General features: G+C 47.2%; 19 protein-coding genes and 1 pseudogene. 8 read left to right on the top strand and 12 right to left on the bottom strand.

From position 1 onward, the window contains the following. Positions 1 to 35: 35 nt before the first annotated feature. From DXA54_RS26920 to DXA54_RS26900, 5 genes and pseudogenes are all read right to left on the bottom strand, one after another. A pseudogene (locus tag DXA54_RS26920) lies at positions 36 to 236 on the bottom strand (DUF4134 family protein); the annotation flags it as partial. A 145-nt stretch (positions 237 to 381) separates the two neighbouring features. Then, the gene (locus tag DXA54_RS26915; protein WP_070782548.1) at positions 382 to 1,122 is read right to left on the bottom strand and encodes a hypothetical protein; all 741 of its coding nucleotides are present in this window, start codon (positions 1,120 to 1,122) and stop codon (positions 382 to 384) included. Then, positions 1,119 to 1,538 (bottom strand): DUF3408 domain-containing protein, encoded by a 420-nt coding sequence (locus DXA54_RS26910; RefSeq protein ID WP_004303802.1) that lies wholly within the window; start codon positions 1,536 to 1,538, stop codon positions 1,119 to 1,121. The genes DXA54_RS26915 and DXA54_RS26910 overlap by 4 nt, the downstream gene beginning before the upstream one ends. Before the next feature lie 44 nt (positions 1,539 to 1,582). After that, positions 1,583 to 2,005: a DUF3408 domain-containing protein gene (locus DXA54_RS26905; RefSeq protein WP_009123639.1), complete on the bottom strand. Its 423-nt coding sequence runs from the start codon at positions 2,003 to 2,005 to the stop codon at positions 1,583 to 1,585. A 6-nt stretch (positions 2,006 to 2,011) separates the two neighbouring features. Beyond that, on the bottom strand, positions 2,012 to 2,764 hold the full coding sequence (locus tag DXA54_RS26900; RefSeq protein WP_009123640.1) for a ParA family protein: 753 nt from the start codon (positions 2,762 to 2,764) through the stop codon (positions 2,012 to 2,014). A gap of 70 nt (positions 2,765 to 2,834) precedes the next feature. Between DXA54_RS26900 and DXA54_RS26895 the strand changes: the two genes are divergently transcribed. The 8 genes from DXA54_RS26895 to DXA54_RS26860 all read left to right on the top strand — a co-directional run bounded on the left by DXA54_RS26895 (position 2,835) and on the right by DXA54_RS26860 (position 8,689). Continuing rightward, complete coding sequence (locus tag DXA54_RS26895; protein ID WP_009123641.1) at positions 2,835 to 3,077, top strand: hypothetical protein; 243 nt, start codon at positions 2,835 to 2,837, stop codon at positions 3,075 to 3,077. 390 nt (positions 3,078 to 3,467) lie between these two features. Next, complete coding sequence (gene mobA / locus DXA54_RS26890) at positions 3,468 to 3,890, top strand: conjugal transfer protein MobA (RefSeq protein WP_004295462.1); 423 nt, start codon at positions 3,468 to 3,470, stop codon at positions 3,888 to 3,890. After that, positions 3,884 to 5,029 (top strand): conjugal transfer protein MobB, encoded by a 1,146-nt coding sequence (gene mobB, locus DXA54_RS26885; protein ID WP_120081117.1) that lies wholly within the window; start codon positions 3,884 to 3,886, stop codon positions 5,027 to 5,029. Before mobA ends, mobB begins: the two co-directional genes overlap by 7 nt. Positions 5,030 to 5,066: 37 nt before the next feature. Next, positions 5,067 to 7,076, top strand: a complete 2,010-nt coding sequence (mobC, locus tag DXA54_RS26880; RefSeq protein WP_007662663.1) for a conjugal transfer protein MobC — start codon at positions 5,067 to 5,069, stop codon at positions 7,074 to 7,076. Between the two features lie 153 nt (positions 7,077 to 7,229). After that, positions 7,230 to 7,511: an Imm17 family immunity protein gene (locus DXA54_RS26875; RefSeq protein ID WP_004295465.1), complete on the top strand. Its 282-nt coding sequence runs from the start codon at positions 7,230 to 7,232 to the stop codon at positions 7,509 to 7,511. 4 nt (positions 7,512 to 7,515) lie between these two features. Further along, positions 7,516 to 7,911: a hypothetical protein gene (locus DXA54_RS26870; RefSeq protein WP_004295258.1), complete on the top strand. Its 396-nt coding sequence runs from the start codon at positions 7,516 to 7,518 to the stop codon at positions 7,909 to 7,911. Further along, a complete protein-coding gene (locus tag DXA54_RS26865; protein WP_118226740.1) occupies positions 7,908 to 8,300 on the top strand; it encodes a hypothetical protein in 393 nt (130 codons plus the stop codon). The genes DXA54_RS26870 and DXA54_RS26865 overlap by 4 nt, the downstream gene beginning before the upstream one ends. Positions 8,301 to 8,308: 8 nt before the next feature. Next, entirely contained in the window at positions 8,309 to 8,689 is a 381-nt protein-coding gene (locus DXA54_RS26860) for a hypothetical protein (protein ID WP_117543705.1), read from the top strand. A gap of 29 nt (positions 8,690 to 8,718) precedes the next feature. Here the strand turns inward: DXA54_RS26860 and DXA54_RS26855 are convergent, their stop codons facing one another. From DXA54_RS26855 to DXA54_RS26825, 7 genes are all read right to left on the bottom strand, one after another. Then, positions 8,719 to 9,306, bottom strand: a complete 588-nt coding sequence (locus DXA54_RS26855) for a DUF4948 family protein (RefSeq protein ID WP_118033015.1) — start codon at positions 9,304 to 9,306, stop codon at positions 8,719 to 8,721. Positions 9,307 to 9,322: 16 nt separating this feature from the next. Then, a complete protein-coding gene (locus tag DXA54_RS26850; protein WP_117543701.1) occupies positions 9,323 to 9,955 on the bottom strand; it encodes a hypothetical protein in 633 nt (210 codons plus the stop codon). A gap of 82 nt (positions 9,956 to 10,037) precedes the next feature. Next, a complete protein-coding gene (locus tag DXA54_RS26845; RefSeq protein ID WP_117543699.1) occupies positions 10,038 to 10,661 on the bottom strand; it encodes a hypothetical protein in 624 nt (207 codons plus the stop codon). Between the two features lie 58 nt (positions 10,662 to 10,719). Continuing rightward, the gene (locus tag DXA54_RS26840; protein WP_009123656.1) at positions 10,720 to 11,277 is read right to left on the bottom strand and encodes a hypothetical protein; all 558 of its coding nucleotides are present in this window, start codon (positions 11,275 to 11,277) and stop codon (positions 10,720 to 10,722) included. A gap of 85 nt (positions 11,278 to 11,362) precedes the next feature. Continuing rightward, entirely contained in the window at positions 11,363 to 11,776 is a 414-nt protein-coding gene (locus DXA54_RS26835) for an SMI1/KNR4 family protein (protein ID WP_005842523.1), read from the bottom strand. Positions 11,777 to 11,866: 90 nt separating this feature from the next. Further along, positions 11,867 to 12,556, bottom strand: a complete 690-nt coding sequence (locus DXA54_RS26830) for a hypothetical protein (RefSeq protein ID WP_117543697.1) — start codon at positions 12,554 to 12,556, stop codon at positions 11,867 to 11,869. A gap of 117 nt (positions 12,557 to 12,673) precedes the next feature. Then, a complete protein-coding gene (locus DXA54_RS26825; protein ID WP_007662661.1) occupies positions 12,674 to 14,146 on the bottom strand; it encodes a hypothetical protein in 1,473 nt (490 codons plus the stop codon). Between the last annotated feature and the right edge of the window lie 235 nt (positions 14,147 to 14,381).

Genomic DNA, 14,381 nt, shown 5'->3' with positions numbered 1-14,381 from the left:
TGTTACACAATCACTTACGCAACTTCACGTCGCACAAACTTGTTATAGACCTTGATGCCCCCGATAAGGCCGACCACAGCCCCCACAGCGTACACGAGTTTCGTGCCGGGGTCGAAGTAGCTGGTTACCATGTTGGTAGCCTCCGTAATGCCGGCGATGCCGTTGCCCTGCGCGAAAGCGGAGGAGATGGCGGCAAAGAGAAATGCCGCCGGAAGAAGAATCTTGTTCTTTCTCATAACTCGATAATGTTTGAATTGTGGCGCGGGGATGGATAGGCCCCGCACCGGGTTAAACTTCTTGATTCGTTTTTTTTCAGTGGTTCGAGGATAGCCTCACGCGCTACCCGTAGTCTTTTTCTTTCATCGTGATGTCATTATGGGGTTAAACAAACTCACGGACGTCGAAACCCGTGGGAACCGAACCCTGCGGAGATGGGCTTTCCGCAGACCTCTCGGACATACGCCGGTGAAAAGCCGAGAGGTAGGTGTCGATCAGGGATTTTACCCTGTCGTTCCCGTCGGGGCGGCCCGAAACGATGACCTCGAACATGTCGGTCTGTTTCAGGCCCAGGAGGACACGTCCCGTTTCCTCCCTTTGCTCGTCTGTTGAAGGTGGATCGTGTACCACGTGGCGGTAGGCTTCGCCCATCTGTTCAAAACTAACCCCCTGGGCAAGCGAGCGGCCCAAAAGGGGCAGCTCTTCGGTGTCGTCTTCATCCTCGTCATAATCCGGCTCCTCCGCGTCCGCATCCGGGAAAGATTCATCGTACAGCGGAAAGTCGATTTCCAGAGGTTCGTTAGGCTCCCCCTCGGGAGCGACACCGAACACTTCATCCAGGTCTTCCGGCGGAATCTGCCGGGGGTGTTCGGGTACATTCGTGGGCACAAATATATCGGCTTTTTCCGTAACTTTTTCAGTTTCAGATTCTACGGCAGCTTGTGGCCGGGAGTGGCGCAAGTCGAGGACAAAGCGGCTCCTGCCGATGATCTCCTGCCGGCAGGGCGTGTCTTCGGAAACGATCCCGTCTGCCGGTTCGTTACGTTCCATCCGCCGCAGGCGGAAAAACGCCCACAAGGCATACCCCACGGCAAAGAGGGGCAGCAGCCACAACGCCCCGTTCATCGCTCCTCCGCTTTGGGTTGCAGGGAGGCCACGGCCTCACGCTCCTCGAAAAGCCGCTCGATGGTTTCCCGGTTATCGTCCAGGTGCGCCTTGAGAACCTTGTCCACGTAGGCCGTGATCGTCACGTCGCCACGACCGATGACACGGGTGATCTCGCGGATACGCTCGTGGTACGACGGACGTATCTTCACGTGCTTGTTACCGGCGAAAGGCAGCCGCAGCAGGCAGATGTAACGGGCCAGGTACTCGGCCTCGGGGGTGGGGACAGTCCCCACGGCGACCTCCCCCGAAGGGCCGTCGGGGACGATAAGGGTTTTCATCCTGCGCCGGTAGCGGCACACGCGGAAGATGAAGGGCACGGCGACGCAAAGGACGGCCGCCAGGATAACAGATAAAATAATTGCTTTGTCTGACATGATGGATTGTTTTTAATGGATTGTAAAAAATATTGGGTTCATAACTAAAAAATATCGGAGTTCCGTTTCTTGTAGAGTTCCGAAATTTCCTCCTGATAGGTCGCGAAATGCTGCTCCAGCACATTGTCCAGGTAGCTATACAGCGAGAGTTCGTTCTTACCGATAACCTGCACTATCCGGGTTATACGCTCGTGAAACTCCTTGCGGATATACACCGTTTTGCCGCTTCGGGTATTGGAGGAGGCGTTCCGGATAAAAAGACGCTCGTAATCCTGGCCTTTCCCTCTTCGGCGGCGTCCCTCCTCTTTCGTAGCCGGCGAGGAGGCGGCCTCGCCGGACGGTTCCGATAGAGCCGATGCCTCCTCCTCTTTTTCCGGCGTGTAAGGATGCAATGGCCGGTTTCGGCTTTTGGCCTGGCTGATGATGAAGGAAGCGTCCAAACCGTCGTCATGTTCTTTTCCGCTCATAAGATCCTACTTTAACAGTTCGATCAATTCATCCACGAGTTTATCCAGGTTGCTGCCCCGGATCAAAGAACGGTCTGCCGGGAAGAGCGTGGAGCGGAAGACAGAGCGACGGCTGGCGTTCTGCTCACGACGAAAACGCTTGGTGTCAGGCAAGAAGGTCTTCAGGACAGGAAGAGCCAACTCTTTCATTACCGCCTCGTAAACCTGATATAACTCTGTCTTTTCACGTCCGTCCACCATGTTCCATAGCATATACAGCCCTTTCATCCGGGACTTCTCGCGGCCCATGATATGCTCCTTTACCACAACCGCGTAATTCAGGGTGCTTTCCATGACAACCCGGTCGGCACTGATCGGGGCGACGAGATAATCCATTCCGGCCAGGGAATGAATCAGATCCTCGTTATTGATCGTACCGGGAAGGTCGAAGAACACATAATCGAAATCACCTTGCGGCAGGAGGTAGTCGGCATCGGCCAACGCCTCTTTCGTGTTGCTTTCCACGACAGGATAGGCTTTCTTTTGAAGCCGGGTGAATTGTTCGTAAGCTAACCTCTTGTAATGTTCGTCTTCGAGGGCAAGCTTCAGGTCACGTTCCCGCATCTCCACGATGGAGTGTTGGGGATAATCGCAGTCAATGACCGCGACATTGAAACCCTTTACATAGTGCAGGTAAGAGGCTGCCAGCACCGTGAGGGTGGTTTTGCCCGCTCCGCCTTTCTGGGTGGAGAAGGCCACGAATTTCGTTTTCTCTTTCATTGTTCCATGCGTTTTTAGTTATACAATCGGGTAATCGTTCATCTCTTCACGTATCCGGGCAAGTGACGGCATGAGATTTTATGCAGGTATGCCGGCACGCATATATGCTGGTGCGCTGGCAGGCTGTTACGCCGGTATGCCGGTGCATGGGCGCGTGTCCGATTTTATACTCATGCGCAACCGCATTTGCTTATCCGGACAAAGCCCCGCTTTTTCTTCTGCACACGGTGTTTTCTGCATCCGTCCGCACGTGTGCGGACAGGGGGATGTGTCATTGCCCGTATCCGTTCTCACGTGCAAAATAAACCCTTAAAAACACGGGTTGTATGCTCTTTTTCCGCTATGGCCGCGTGTGGCGTCAAAGTGGACGCAAGTGGCGTAATCGCTTATGGCACAAGTGATTGAATAGGTCGGTATCTTTGCCTCGTGAACGATCCCGACGCTAATGAAGCCGTCCTTGCCCCGTTTTACGGCGGCTCTTTCAATGTTCTGTCTGCGAGCGGGCAGAAGGTATTTGCAAAGGGCAAATAGCAAGCTGTGTTTTCTGCTGCACGATTCTCGTTTTGCAGCAGAAAACAGCTTGCCCGCAAGGGGGAGAAAGCACCTCCGGAGTCGGTGCTTTTCAGAAGGGCGGCAAGCCGCGAAGGGATCGGAATTTTCAGGAACCGGTGGGGCCCTGGCCTCTCCTTAAAATTTCGATGCGATGGAAAAGAACAGAAAGCCCCGAGGGGGCAAAGGGGGACGACCCGCGAAAAACGACCCGGCCGTTTACCGCTTTTCGGTAAACTTTTCAGCCGTGGAACATGCCCGTTTCCTCGACCTTTACGAGCAGTCCGGGCTATTGTCCAAAGCCGCTTTTATCAAAGCGAGAGTGTTCAACGAGGCGTTCCGGGTGGTAAAGACCGACCGGGGAACGCTCGAATACGTGGCGAAGCTGACCGCTTTCCACGCCCAATTCCGTGCCGTGGGAACGAATTACAACCAGGTGGTGAAGGAGCTGCACGCGCATTTTTCCGAGAAGAAAACACTCGCGCTGCTCTATAAACTGGAGAGAGCGACACGTGAACTGGCGGCCGTCGGGCAGCAGGTCGTGTCGCTCTCCGAAGAGTTCAAACAACGATGGTAGCCAATATCACCACCGGAAAAGACGTGTACGGCGCGCTGGCGTACAACCAGGAGAAAGTCGATCGGGGCGACGGGAAGGTACTGCTGACCCACATCGTGAGGGAGCCGGTGGATGGGCGCTTCAACGTGGCCGCGACGGCAGAAGACCTCCTGCGCTGGATGCCCTCGCACTACCGGACGGAAAAACCCGTCGTGCACGTGTCGCTCAACCCGGCTCCCGAAGACCGCCTCGACGACGGGCAACTCGCGGAGATAGCCGGGGCCTACATGGAGCGCATGGGCTGGGGAGGACAACCTTATATCGTATTCAAGCATACCGACATCGGACGGGAGCATATCCATATCGTGTCGGTGCAGGTGGCCCAGGACGGGCGCAAGATAAACGACAGCAGGCGCAACGAACGCAGCGTGGCCGTTACCGAGGAACTGGAACGGGAGTACGGACTGCATCCCGCCAAAGGGAGAAAGCGGGAGAAAGGGCAAGGGATCGTCCCCGCCGATTACACGCGGGGCGACCTGAAACGCCAGGTGGCAGCGGTAATAAAACCGGCCGTGGCGACATACCGCTTCCAGACCCTCGGCGAGTTCCGGGCATTGTTGTCCTTATATAATATAGGTATAGAGGAAGTCCGGGGAGAGCGGAACGGAACCCCCTACCGGGGATTGCTCTACACGCTGCTGGACGAGAACGGGGACAAGGCAGTGGCCGCGCCGCTCAAATCCTCACTGTTCGGTAAAGAGGTCGGGTATGACGGGCTGGAACGGCACATGGAGCGCAACGCCGAACGGTTCGGGAAGGACGACACGAGGAGGCAAATCCGTGGCCGGGTCGATAAAGCGCTTCGGGGAGAACCCACGGAGGAAGAACTGCGCGAACGCCTGCGGGGAGCCCGGGTGGATCTCTACATACGACGCAACGAAAACGGCCGCATCGTGGGTGTGACCTTCATTGACCACGAAACACGGACGGTCGTGAACGGATCACGGCTGGGAAAGGCATACTCGGCCAACGCCTTCGAGCTGCGCTTCGGCGGAAAACGGAATCCCGGGGAAAACACGAGGGGCTTGTCCCCGAAACAAGCGCCTGCCGGACGGGACGGGCAACGGAAGCGGAATACCTCACGACGGAGGAAAGTATAACATCTCAATTATCATTCATTTATTAAATCTTACGGTTATGCAACAGGAAGACGACCTTCGGGGTCTTGCAAAAACAATGGATTTCATGCGGGCATTGAGTATCTTGTTCGTGGTTATCAACATCTACTGGTTCTGCTACGGGCAGATACGGGAATGGGGAATCAATATCGGCGTGGTCGATAGGATTCTGCTGAACTTCGACCGCACCGCGGGGCTGTTCCGGAATATACTATGGACGAAACTTTTCGCCGTCGTGTTCCTCGCCCTTTCATGCCTCGGGACAAAAGGAGTAAAAGAGGAGAAAATTACCTGGCGGAAAATCACGGCATCGCTGGCCACGGGAGGCGTGCTGTTCTTCTTCAACTGGTGGCTGCTGGACTTGCCGCTGACGGCAACGGCGAACGCGGCTTTCTACATACTGACCCTATCGGCCGGGTATATCTGCCTCTTGATGGGCGGCGTGTGGATGTCCCGCCTGCTGAAGAACAATCTCATGGATGACCCTTTCAACAACGAGAACGAATCATTCCAGCAGGAAACACGCCTGATCGAGAACGAGTACTCCATAAATCTGCCGACGAAATTTTACTATAACAAACAGTGGAACAACGGGTTCGCCAACGTCGTAAACCCGCAAAGGGCTTGCATCTGCATGGGAAGCCCGGGCAGCGGGAAGAGTTATTGTGTTGTAAACCAGTTTATTAAACAGCAAATCGAAAAGGGCTATACCCAATACATCTATGACTACAAGTTTCCCGATCTTTCGGAAATCGCCTACAACCACCTGCTGAATCACCAGAAAGGTTACAAGAAAATCCCGACTTTCTACGTCATAAATTTCGACGACCCGCGCCGCTCGCACCGCTGTAACCCCATTCACCCGGACTTCATGACCGATATTTCGGACGCCTACGAGAGCGCCTATACCATCATGCTCAACCTGAACCGAAGCTGGGTGCAGAAGCAGGGCGATTTTTTTGTGGAAAGCCCCATTATCCTTTTCGCGGCCGTGATCTGGTTCCTGCGCATCTACGACAACGGGCGGTATTGTACCTTCCCGCACGCCATCGAGTTCCTGAACAAGCGGTACGAGGATATTTTCCCGATTCTGACATCCTACCCGGAACTCGAAAACTACCTCAGCCCCTTTATGGATGCCTGGCTCGGAGGCGCTCAAGATCAGCTCCAGGGCCAGATAGCATCGGCCAAAATTCCGCTTTCCCGCATGATTTCGCCCCAGCTATATTGGGTCATGTCGGGCGATGACTTCACGCTCGACATCAATAACCCGGACGATCCCAAGATACTCTGCGTGGGGAACAATCCCGACAGGCAAAACATTTACGGAGCGGCTTTGGGATTGTATAATTCCCGGATTGTCAAGCTCATAAATAAGAAAGGCCAGCTCAAATCGGGCATCATCATCGACGAGCTGCCGACAATCTACTTCAAGGGACTCGACAACCTGATCGCCACGGCCAGAAGCAACAAGGTCGCCGTGCTGCTGTGCTTCCAGGATTTTTCACAGTTGAAGAGGGACTACGGGGACAAGGAGGCCGCCGTCGTGATGAACACGGTGGGCAACATCTTCTCCGGGCAGGTCGTAGGTGAAACGGCCAAGACACTCTCGGAACGGTTCGGTAAGGTATTGCAGAAGCGGCAGAGCATGACGTTGAGCCGCAGCGACAAATCGACATCCATATCCACGCAGCTGGACAGCCTGATCCCGGCCTCGAAGATCTCGACGCTCACGCAGGGAATGTTCGTCGGGGCCGTGGCGGACAATTTCGACGAACGTATCGAACAGAAGATTTTTCACTGCGAGATTGTCGTGGACAACGAAAAAGTGAAAGCGGAAACGGCCCGGTACAAGAAGATACCACAAATTACCGACTTCACGGACGAGAACGGGACGGATCACATGAAACAGGTCGTGCAGGAAAACTACGAACGTATCAAGGCGGAGGCCGGCCGCATCGTCGCCGAGGAACTGGAACGTATCAAGAACGACCCGGTGCTTTGCAAGCTCCTGCCGGAACAGAACTAAATGAACACAAACACCCCGCAAACACCCTCCGTTACCTTAACGGGGGCTGTTTCCTGGTTTTATAACCGCACAGCTGGTGTTTTGGAGCATAAAGTAGTGATTATGTGAACGGAAAACATTATTTTTGTGTTCGGAATCCTTTTAATTATAAGTATGACAGTTACCGATATATACGAAGCAATGAACAGCAAGGCGGAAGCGTTTTTCGAGTGGTTGCAGGCTCACCCGAAATACGGGTTGCTGTTTGGTGTTGGGCTGCTTGCCCTATGGCTTGCAGGGTTGCTGTTCCGTTGGAAATGGGCGTGTCATTGGCAGTTTAACAGCAAACTGTGGTTATTTGACGATTGCAAGCCTGAAACACGCCGCAGGGTTCAGATTGTGTTGGTCAGCGTTCTGATTATACTTATATTGGTTGGTTTCTTTGTATGGAGATAACGGTATGGAAAAGGACAATCGCAAATACCGGATCTGCTTCATCGACTATATGTGGTATGTAGCCGAGATATGGCACGAAAGGGAGCGTACCAATCTCAACGGACGTATGCTACTGTTTTGGTGCTGGCTCTTCGTCCTACTCATACCGCTTGGGTTTCCACCGATATTGCGCCTTTTCGGCTGGATGATTGGTTTGGCCATAGTGATTCCTCTCTGCTTTCTTCCCGATTTATTCTGCAAGCTACGCTATACAGCCGGACGACGTGAAGCGCTCCGTGAACATTACGGGAAGATGAAACATCCCGGCAGGAAGCTCGCCAAAATAGTTCTTATCGCTATCGCCCTGATCGTGGCAAATGTAGCGCTGATGTTCCACCTCGGATTTATACATTGGGCATGATGAAACGGCAGGAGAATAAGCAACGGTTTTATCTCTGGGATTACCTCTGGTGGGTCGGAGAGCGGTTGCACGAATACCACCTTCGCATCACTGGAGAGAGTATGCAGTTTATGTATTTCAATTTTTTGTTGTTTGTTCCGGTCATGTCGTTGCTTGCGTTTGCGAGGGTTTACCATACGTTTCAGCAATGTATGTGGGGTGTCTATTTAGTCCTTGTACTGGTGTATGTGATATGGGGTGAAAAGCTTTACGGAGTCCGCAGGCGCAAAGCCGTCATGAGCCACTATGCTGATAGAAGATTCAAGCCTGCAACAGGTTTTCTCCTTTTCTTCCTGCCAGTAATGTTTTTTGTGGCTATGATTATCACAATCGTTTCATTGATGAAATAAATAACGGCATGAAGAATAACGGCAGACAACGGTTCTATCTCTGGGACTACCTCTGGTGGATGGGGGAGAAATTGAAACAAGCAAGACGAACAGGCAGGGTCGATGGCGAAATGATGCTCTCGATTTATATCTTCGCTCTTTTGATATTCCCTATGATGACTGTTACTATCCGGCTTTTTCCAGGTGTGTCGGCATTGTTGCCATGTGTCGTTTTTAGCATTGTCACATTTGCCGTTATGTCGCTCGTCAGCAGGATTTACAAATGGCGAGGCAAAGCAGTGATGTCTCACTATGCCAAGTGCAGGTTTAACGAACTCCTTGCGGTTCTGTTATTTTTCCTTGCGATAGCCATTATCTGCTTTATGATGTATTTTCTTTCGCAAAAGTGATACATAACTTCGATACGAACTCCGGGCCGTTATATCGAATGGTCTAACTCGATGTACCAGTTTCCCTTGATGGGCTTGTACAGCGTGGTGTCGTTGTACGTCCTGCGGTAGATCTCGTTCAGGTCGCCGTGTTCGGTGATACGGATGTTCCGGCGGCTTCTCAATCCAGGATCATAAACGAAACTCTTGGACGTTCCCGCATCCACGATGCCGTGGGAATAGTACGGCATAACGAGGCTCACATATACCGAATCCGCCGTTTCCCATTCCCTGCGGTCAACAAGGACAAGACCGCATCCAATCTCTGACAACAAGGAGTCGAGTAGGATTCGCTCCGGCTTCAGCAGCCCATATACCGGGAGGTCTTGTTCGTCATTTGATTCATGGAATGTATCGCTTTGCTCTGTTGAATCAAGTATAATGACCTCTTCCGGAGAAAGCGGCGGGTAGTGGAAACTGCCTTCTGAACTCTCTGCCATGATTTCGTACACCTTACGGAACGCCGCCTCGTGCGTGGCGAAGTGGCGTATCATTTCCTCGTCGCTCGGTGGCATGGGCGGCTCGCAACTCACAGCGGATACAGCCGCTAAAAACAGTGTTATGATAGATTTCTTCATTTTCCTATTTTAATCTTCAATGCTTTGTCTTTCTTTTGACAGCCTTGGCTTCAATAATGATAGCTCCGTTGATTCCAGCCATGCCATATCGGCAGTATGCCTGTTTGCCATCCAGTTTTTTTATCCGTACATTTTGCAAGTTGTCCTTGATTGTTTTATACAACCTCCCAAGTTCTATGGTGTCCCGTACAAACGCACCGTCATAAATCCACAACAAATCCATTCCGTGTAATACATTTTTCACTGCTTGTTCTCTGAAATACGGGCGATTGTTCCCCGATATGCGTATCTCATTGTCTGAAATATGCCTCAGGCATTTTCCATCCAGCGAAGCAGATATTGACAAGTCCATGTCTATGCCTTTTTTTACTGTCTGTCTGGCATTTGGTGTGCCTACACGTTGTAAACAGCCATCTTGTGCAATCACATACGAAAGCGTGTAATGCGGGAACAGCCCTATTCCCTTGACTTCCACTCGCAGCGTGTCTTTATGCAGAAACAGGCGGTGCGCCGGTTCTCCTTCCAGTCTGTAAGAAATGAAACCGCTGTCAGACTTACTCAAGCTACTCACTTGCGCATGGGTGCAAAGCACACTGCAAAACAGCAGAAGCAGAACCGTTATTTTCGTTTGTTTGACAGACCAATACATTCTTATTTTTTTACATGATTCGGTATAATGTCCGGCGGATAATCGACCTTTTAGGGAGGTTAAGCCGCTTGTTATTCGCATATTATTCAGGTCGCCAATATGGATGTAATGCCGTTCCAATATTAAACATTGGAATATTAAACTCATTTATCCATTCAAGGCGAGTCCAAATGCCAGAGTTTTCACCGACCATAAGCATCCTTTCATTACAAAAAACAGCTTCCATTTCATAAGGGCGACGACCAATTTGAAAGTTCATTACAATAAATCTAACTGGAGCTTTATCTTGTAACGGTACAACAACCGAACTGCATTTTAAGGTGGATTTTGCCACTTTACCTAATGTCTTTCTACTATGTCTTACAGCTTCAATAGAGCGTTTGGCATTTCTCGAAATAACCATAGGTCTAAATATCGGACCAAATTCTGGCTCTACATCATTTGGCAGGACATCCATTTTATTTGCTAACTTTGTAAGACCGTCAATCATCATTTCTTTCATTTCATTCGGATTAATATTGCAAAATCCCATCCATGCAGCAAGCTGTTTGTCGGTAGGAAAACTCTCGCCATCCACATCAAACCACGCATTAAGATCGCAGCCCAAAGAATTGATACAGATGGGGGATTTAGTTGCATATAGTCCCCAATCATCAATTCGCCAAAGCGAGCAATCAAAGTTTGAGATATAGTTTTTTTCTTCCATTTGTTTTTGAGCCTAATGTCAGACATATAATCAGCCTCATGGGAGATTGATTCGCTTGTTATTGTTGCATCTCACATATTTTCATCTTAAACTTTTCTCTAATAATTATATCCTTCAACTCTTCACTAATCCCCCAAAATACCACTTCTTTAGTATCTCGTGCTATAAGAAAATTGCCTAAATTTTCATTGGCTACAATAGGAATCATAAATAAGTCGTTACGATTTTCTAATTTTAGAGCTTCTGATTTTTCATGATTAATTAGATCAATATAGTTATTTATTTTAGCTATAAAGAACATTTTTGATTTGTCACCGCAATATATATCTATCGGATAAAACGTGACTACATCCTTCAAGATAGAGGACATCTTTTCAACAAAACGTTGCGAAAATATGGGACAAGGCAAAAATGAATGTAAAAAGTCACATCTTTCCAAATCATTTTCTTTCATATCACACTGGGCTATACCCCTTAATCTGGTATACTGCAAGAATCGACCATCTCCTTGATTTAGAATGAAAAAGTCGAGAAGCCGGTCATTGTTGCCTTTACCTTTAAACATTATAATAGTTTCTCGCTTTCTTAATATACTTCTTATTTCATATATTTTCATTGCGTATTGTCTTATAATAGATGTGAGTTGTTAATGTCTGGTGGATAATCATCATTAAATGAGATTGATCCGCTTGTTATCCGTCTCATTCCTTTTTTAATGATGAAATAAACGATTCAAAATCACTCGCCAATAAGGAAAGAGCTACTTCTTCCATTTCCAAGAAATAGATTTTACCTTCAGCTTTGTCAAAAACGAAATAATTGCCGAATGGATCTATAGCAAATGGTATTACAGTATTCGGGATTATATCACTCAAATCAGTTATTGTCGCCGAATACGTCAAGTCTTCAAATTCTGTGGACTTTATGGGCAGAAAGAAATCCACCACATAATCCTGACTATTTTGAGTGTATATCGTTTTATTGGGTTGACCTCCGTTATTGGCAAGAAGGAACGATTTGATTTCCTGCGGGAAAATAAATTTGTTTTTCCGCTCAACATCAGCTATATCCTTAGCTGTAATTGATTCTGATTTATTGTTAAATTCAAGTTCCATTTTATTTTTTATTTTGACGGATAATGTTTGGTGGATAACCGACCATTTCGAGAGCAATTAATCCGCTTTTATCTGCCCATTCTATTCTTCTCATTGTTCAAAATGGATATTATTCTCTGCGACATATTTCTTAATCGGCTCAACTATATCGGTAACGTAGTTTGTGCACTTAAAAAATTCTCTAAATATCCAACCTCCTTCACTTGCTTTGGCTAATGGAACCAAAGTTTCTTCAATGAACTCTTCATGGTTGCACAAGAGAGAACAGATTACTCCTAAGCTAAACTGTTTATCTGCATATATATGTTGAATATGACCCGAATTTGAGTAAAAATATATAATTTTTGTATATTGTTTGACAAAAGGTATGATATACGGAAAAAAATCCTTTTTCAAATCGTTTAAGAATCTCTCAACGTTAGGAGTCTTGTCACTCTTATTCCCGAAAAAATAATCCATATCCATTAGATGCTGCTTAAACCAATCAATATTATTATCAAAGCAAACTATGATGTTACCACCAGCGTCTTTTTTATTTAATGGTTCTAATACAAGACTACATAAATATGGATTCTTTATTTTAGCTGATACACCCATACAAAAAGTGTTTTTACCGGCATATCCACCTTGGGTTGTTTGAAAGTAAAACTCAATACTACAATCGTTTTCCACTATGTAAGTAAAGTAGTCTTTATTCTTTTTTGCTTTGACCACATTTACAGGAAGCATCTCTTGTATTCTTGTAAACATGTATTTTAGGACTTCCGCTTTAGTTTCCATATCACTTTTTTTAGTTCATATTATTGGGCAGATAATGTCCGGCAGCGTTCCGCCTTTGTTCAGTCGGGTTGCAGCTTGTTAGCATCGTTTTTTATTTACGGTTTTTATACTTGTTTCTCAGAAATCCCGTAGTTCTTCGAATCTATCCAGCAATCTTGCCTTATCAATTATTGGATTATTCATGTAGTCAATTATTGAACACAATACCTCGTATACCAGATCCCGTTCATCAGTTTCGATACATCTCATTCGATTAAATGTCTTTGTATATTCCTCTACCGCAGCAATTGCTTTAGTCTGCGCCTCCGGATCATTTTGAACATTCAGGGCGAGTAACTCGTTTCGTGTCTTCCTGTACTGGATAATGGCCTTTTTGGCGGAGGAGGGTGAGATATAATCACTGTCATCCCAATCTCTGAATGGATTATCCATATTTTCTTTTATCCACTCTGGTTTTCTTGCCTGCGTGACGGAAAGATTCATTCCTTCGTTTTTTCGCTTCTTGTATAATTTTTTTATACATTTTGCCGCATCTTCTGGCAAACTTGTCATCCAAAGCCAGTTTAGATGTTCCATCCGTTCTGGCACAGGAATATCCTCTGAACTGAAGCCAAAAAGATTCCTCGTTGCGAAAACTTCAATGTTCCTAAAACTTTCGAGTACCGAGAAGTTTCTGATATACCCGGGTTTTCCCCATAACCAGAGTTCTTTCAGATTAGGGTAAACGGAGAATATATCGTTCATATCCACTTCATTAATTTCTATGCCATGAAGACTGTTGAGATTGGAAAGTTCAGGATAGGGGTGAAATATTTTACGGTATTGTAAGAGAAGGTTAGCCCCGTTATCTCTTGCATGAATGACACATGGACTAATTTTATCATTCAAAAGATATAACTGTTCCATTTCATCATTCAACCATAGTTCATCAATTTCAGTCAAATCTATGAGAAGTTTTCGTAGGCTTGTACCACGAAAATCAAGACTTCTTTGTCCTTTACCCTTATATGTCAGTTCTGTAATAAACGGTGTATTATCCAAATATTCAATGAGCCCCTGATGATATTCTTTAAGAACCAGCGTAGAAAGACATGGGAATACTTTTAATTCATCTGCTTTGGAAAACGGGCAATGGGCGTCATCTACATAGTGCGAACTTATTTTATATTCAGTTCCATTAAGCCATACTGTTTCCTCACTTTTCATTGCAATCTTAAACGCTTTTCTCCTTTCTTCAGGAATCTGTTGCCATTTAATTTGCCTATATACATCATACCCATAATTCCCTGTACCAAAATATGAGTTTTCCTCGTTTGTAAGAGGAGGAATATTACCTACAAATATAAAATAAGCTGGAACATCTATATCGACATTGGCTATACATAATTGCCTCTCCCAATACATGAAATCCATATAAAGAGGTTGGAGATTTTCCATCTGTACTAGATGAAGAGGCGATTCTCCAGTCCAATCCAGGTAAAGACAAATTGCGTCGCCCTTATCCTCTATTACGTTTGTAATCTGACAGGCTGTATAAAGCCTTAAACGATTATTATAGATAGTATAGACATCTCCTATCTTTGCTTTCATATTGGTTTAATTATAATTTTTCGATGCTAATGGTTGGTGGCTAACCGACCTTTTCTGGGGAGGTTTAGCCGCATGTTAATCGTCTTTATTGGATTAAATGTATTATTAAAGATACTTCGTCTTTTTGGTAATGATAAGTTTTTATTATACAAGATGTTTTTTGTAGTGATAAAAACACTTTAACCGATGCTTCACAATAGGGAGACAAAGAATCAAATAGGACTAATTCAGTAGA

The sequence above is a fragment of the Bacteroides sp. OF03-11BH genome (assembly GCF_003604005.1).
GTDB classification, from domain to species: domain Bacteria; phylum Bacteroidota; class Bacteroidia; order Bacteroidales; family Bacteroidaceae; genus Bacteroides; species Bacteroides ovatus.
The sequence above is the reverse complement of the archived record's forward strand: the minus strand, read 5'-3'. Positions and strand labels throughout refer to the sequence as shown.

Coding starts and splice junctions, on each gene's coding strand:
- DXA54_RS26915 (WP_070782548.1), bottom strand. CDS start 1,122: ATGAACGGGGCGTTGTGGCTGCTGCCCCTCTTTGCCGTGGGGTATGCC.
- DXA54_RS26910 (WP_004303802.1), bottom strand. CDS start 1,538: ATGTCAGACAAAGCAATTATTTTATCTGTTATCCTGGCGGCCGTCCTT.
- DXA54_RS26905 (WP_009123639.1), bottom strand. CDS start 2,005: ATGAGCGGAAAAGAACATGACGACGGTTTGGACGCTTCCTTCATCATC.
- DXA54_RS26900 (WP_009123640.1), bottom strand. CDS start 2,764: ATGAAAGAGAAAACGAAATTCGTGGCCTTCTCCACCCAGAAAGGCGGA.
- DXA54_RS26895 (WP_009123641.1), top strand. CDS start 2,835: ATGAGATTTTATGCAGGTATGCCGGCACGCATATATGCTGGTGCGCTG.
- mobA (WP_004295462.1), top strand. CDS start 3,468: ATGGAAAAGAACAGAAAGCCCCGAGGGGGCAAAGGGGGACGACCCGCG.
- mobB (WP_120081117.1), top strand. CDS start 3,884: ATGGTAGCCAATATCACCACCGGAAAAGACGTGTACGGCGCGCTGGCG.
- mobC (WP_007662663.1), top strand. CDS start 5,067: ATGCAACAGGAAGACGACCTTCGGGGTCTTGCAAAAACAATGGATTTC.
- DXA54_RS26875 (WP_004295465.1), top strand. CDS start 7,230: ATGACAGTTACCGATATATACGAAGCAATGAACAGCAAGGCGGAAGCG.
- DXA54_RS26870 (WP_004295258.1), top strand. CDS start 7,516: ATGGAAAAGGACAATCGCAAATACCGGATCTGCTTCATCGACTATATG.
- DXA54_RS26865 (WP_118226740.1), top strand. CDS start 7,908: ATGATGAAACGGCAGGAGAATAAGCAACGGTTTTATCTCTGGGATTAC.
- DXA54_RS26860 (WP_117543705.1), top strand. CDS start 8,309: ATGAAGAATAACGGCAGACAACGGTTCTATCTCTGGGACTACCTCTGG.
- DXA54_RS26855 (WP_118033015.1), bottom strand. CDS start 9,306: ATGAAGAAATCTATCATAACACTGTTTTTAGCGGCTGTATCCGCTGTG.
- DXA54_RS26850 (WP_117543701.1), bottom strand. CDS start 9,955: ATGTATTGGTCTGTCAAACAAACGAAAATAACGGTTCTGCTTCTGCTG.
- DXA54_RS26845 (WP_117543699.1), bottom strand. CDS start 10,661: ATGGAAGAAAAAAACTATATCTCAAACTTTGATTGCTCGCTTTGGCGA.
- DXA54_RS26840 (WP_009123656.1), bottom strand. CDS start 11,277: ATGAAAATATATGAAATAAGAAGTATATTAAGAAAGCGAGAAACTATT.
- DXA54_RS26835 (WP_005842523.1), bottom strand. CDS start 11,776: ATGGAACTTGAATTTAACAATAAATCAGAATCAATTACAGCTAAGGAT.
- DXA54_RS26830 (WP_117543697.1), bottom strand. CDS start 12,556: ATGGAAACTAAAGCGGAAGTCCTAAAATACATGTTTACAAGAATACAA.
- DXA54_RS26825 (WP_007662661.1), bottom strand. CDS start 14,146: ATGAAAGCAAAGATAGGAGATGTCTATACTATCTATAATAATCGTTTA.